2 protein-coding genes and 1 tRNA gene are annotated in these 3,359 nt (G+C 31.4%); 2 read left to right on the forward strand and 1 reads right to left on the reverse strand.

The annotated features are described in order from the left end of the window. Positions 1-521 precede the first annotated feature (521 nt). Positions 522-2,645, reverse strand: a complete 2,124-nt coding sequence (locus H8R24_RS17830) for a glutamine--tRNA ligase/YqeY domain fusion protein (protein WP_187021793.1) — start codon at positions 2,643-2,645, stop codon at positions 522-524. 102 nt (positions 2,646-2,747) lie between these two features. Here H8R24_RS17830 and folB point away from each other — a divergent pair, with 102 nt between their 5' ends. After that, positions 2,748-3,107: a dihydroneopterin aldolase gene (gene folB, locus H8R24_RS17835; RefSeq protein ID WP_187021794.1), complete on the forward strand. Its 360-nt coding sequence runs from the start codon at positions 2,748-2,750 to the stop codon at positions 3,105-3,107. 125 nt (positions 3,108-3,232) lie between these two features. Then, positions 3,233-3,303, forward strand: a tRNA-Cys gene (locus H8R24_RS17840). The last annotated feature ends 56 nt before the right edge of the window (positions 3,304-3,359 follow it).

Genomic DNA, 3,359 nt, shown 5'->3' on the forward strand with positions numbered 1-3,359 from the left:
GCATTTAAACAAGAAAAAGTAGCTCTAAATACCTCTGTTTTATTGGATTTGCAATTTTTCAGCAAGCCCTAATTATGACACCAATGAAAAAATATTTTACAGTAAATATTATCACAGCATACCATTAATCAAAATTCTAACATTAAACTATTTTTTGAGTCTCTATGAAAATATTTAATTACTAAACTTGCTAAAAACAAATCTTGGTACCTAAAATAGAATTCAACACTCAATTGCTTAAAAGGAAACCAAAAATAGCTTCAAATCAAAAATAATAAAACGAAAACCAAAACTATGCTAAAAAACCGTTAAAAAAAGATAAAAAATGAACTAAAAACTATTTTAAAGCGATCTAATAAACTAAAACTTATAAACCTATAAAAGTATATCAACAAAAAATATAAATTGATTAAAAACCATATATGAACGCTGTTTTTAATAAGTAAAATTGATAATATATATAATAAACATAGATAATATATATAATAAAAAAACACCTCTATAAAAGGTGTTTTTAATAATTATAATTGATTAAGTACTTGTTCGAGAATTTCGGTTTCTCTTTCGGTCGTACTTTTTGTTGGATTTGATTTAAGTCTCAGAATTTCGTCTTTGAACGAATTTCTAAAAATTTCATCATATTCTAAATCTCTTAAATTTAAAAGTGTTTTTGATCGTACAAAAGTGGACTCGCTTCTTAGAGACATTAAATACAATTTGGAAAGATCTTCTTGATCAAAATCAGCTTCCTTTAAGCTAGAGTATTTCAATATAAAATTAGCAAACAATAATGAAGCCTTATTATTGTTGATATTCTTTTTGAAAGAATTTTGTAACAGACTATAATTGGCAATAGCACCAATTGTCTCCCCAATAGCGCTTTCAATTTCTAGACGTTCTGGTTTAGTAGCTACTTTAAAGTACTTATTAATCTCCTTTAAAGAATTATTAATGCTATTTAACTCTTTTTTGCCTCTCTCTTCCCATGCATCTTTCAAACCTACAGTTTTATTAAATACTAGTTTTAAAGCTGTTGAATCTTTATCAACATTAAAATAACCCAAACGTTGAAACTGAAATTTATTATCAATTTCAGCAGATACAAGACTTGGTTCAACATATCCAGTTACAATTTCAAGTGAATTTTGATTCATGAAATCCAAGAAATTCTTCTCTTTATGACTATCCGGTGCTTCATCTATAAACAAACGATCGTACACACGCACCTCGGCTGGAATAGCGTGAGCGATAGATACCCAATGTAAAGTTCCTGCTACTTTTCTTTTAGAAGCTTCACTCCCACTGCCACTTAAAGAATCAGTATCATAACTTACATGAATTTCAGTAATATTGCCTTCATTATCTTTAACAACAGACTCTCCTTTAATAATATAGGCATTTTTAAGACGCACTTCATTCCCAATGCTTAAACGGAAAAACTTAGCCGGAGCCACTTCTAAAAAGTCTTCTCTTTCTATGTATAATTCTCTAGAAAAAGGAACTTTTCTAAAACCAGCAGTTTCATCTTCTTGATTATTTTCGGCATCTAATGATTCTTCCTTTCCTTCGGGATAATTCGTAATGATCACTTTGATAGGATCTAAAACTGCCATCACTCTAGGCGCCGTTTTATTTAAATCTTCGCGTAAGCAAAACTCTAAAAGTGATACATCAATGACATTTTCTCTTTTGGCTACGCCAATAGTATCACAGAATTTTCGAATAGCATTAGCCGTATAACCACGACGTCTTAAACCAGAAATAGTAGGCATTCTAGGATCATCCCAACCATTAACTACTTTATCTTGAACGAGTTGTAATAACTTACGCTTACTCATTACTGTATAGTTCAAATTCAAACGCGCAAACTCATATTGATGTGGTCTTACTAATGAATTATCATAAATTTGGTCCAAAAACCAATTGTATAATTCTCTGTGCATTACAAATTCTAACGTACAAATAGAGTGTGAGATTTGTTCTATATAATCACTTTCCCCATGTGCATAATCGTACATAGGATATATTTTCCAGTCGTTTCCAGTTCTATGATGATGACGATGTAAAATACGATACATTAATGGATCACGCATCAACATATTAGTCGATTTCATATCAATTTTAGCACGTAAAACATGTGTTCCTTCAGGGAAATCACCGTTTTTCATTCCTTCAAACAGGCTTAGATTTTCCTCAATAGAACGGTTTCTATAGGGTCCATCAACTCCAGGTTGTGTAGGTGTACCTTTTTGGGTAGCCATATCTTCAGACGATTGACTATCTACATAGGCTTTACCTTTGTTAATTAATACAATGGCCCAATCATATAATTGTTGAAAATAATCAGAAGCATAATGTTCTTCATCCCATTTAAAACCCAACCACTGCAAATCATCTTTGATTGCATCTACATACTCTTGCTCTTCTTTGGCAGGATTAGTATCATCAAAACGCAAATTTACAGGTGCATTATAACGCAAACCTAAACCAAATTGCAAGCAAATAGATTTAGCGTGACCAATATGTAAATAACCATTAGGTTCAGGTGGAAAACGAAAACGTAGTTTATCTTTTGGAAATCCATCAGTTATGTTTTCCTCAATGATTTGTTCTATAAAATGGAGTGATTTATCTTCAGTTGACATTATTTTGTTTTATTTTAGCAAAGGTAAAAAAAAGTTTAAGGATTCACGTTGAAAGTTAACACAAGAAGACTTAAACTTCTAACAATAAATATAAAAAATAGCATGGGAACGATTAAACTAAAAAATATACGCACCTACTCCTATCACGGTTGTTTGATAGAAGAAGGAAAAATAGGATCTGATTACACCGTTGACTTAGAAATTAAGACTGATTTACGAAAATCTTGCCTTAGTGATGACCTAAAAGATACAGTTGACTATGTACTTTTGAATAAAATAGTTGTTGAAGAAATGCAAATTCGATCCAATTTACTAGAACATGTAGGTCATAGAATCATAAATAGAGTTTTTAACGAAATTCCGGAAGTTTCTAGAATATTACTTGCAGTGTCGAAACTAAACCCCCCTATTGGAGGTGATGTAGAATCAGTTACGATTGAATTAGAAGAATACAGAAGCTAACAATTGACTTTTACGTATTGCAAAGAATGGGGTCGAAAGCTTTAAAATTAATTTTTTTTAAAATTTTTAAGGTTAACCTTTTAAATAGTAAAGATTTTAAGTACTTTTGCCATCCATTCAACAATGGCGTCGTGGCCGAGTGGCTAGGCTGGGCTCTGCAAAAGCTCCTACTGCGGTTCGAATCCGCACGATGCCTCAAAAACCTTCAAGGAAACTTGGAGGTTTTTTTTATGTTTAATTTGTAGAGAATTG

This window comes from Flavobacterium muglaense, from assembly GCF_014305155.1.
GTDB classification, from domain to species: domain Bacteria; phylum Bacteroidota; class Bacteroidia; order Flavobacteriales; family Flavobacteriaceae; genus Flavobacterium; species Flavobacterium muglaense.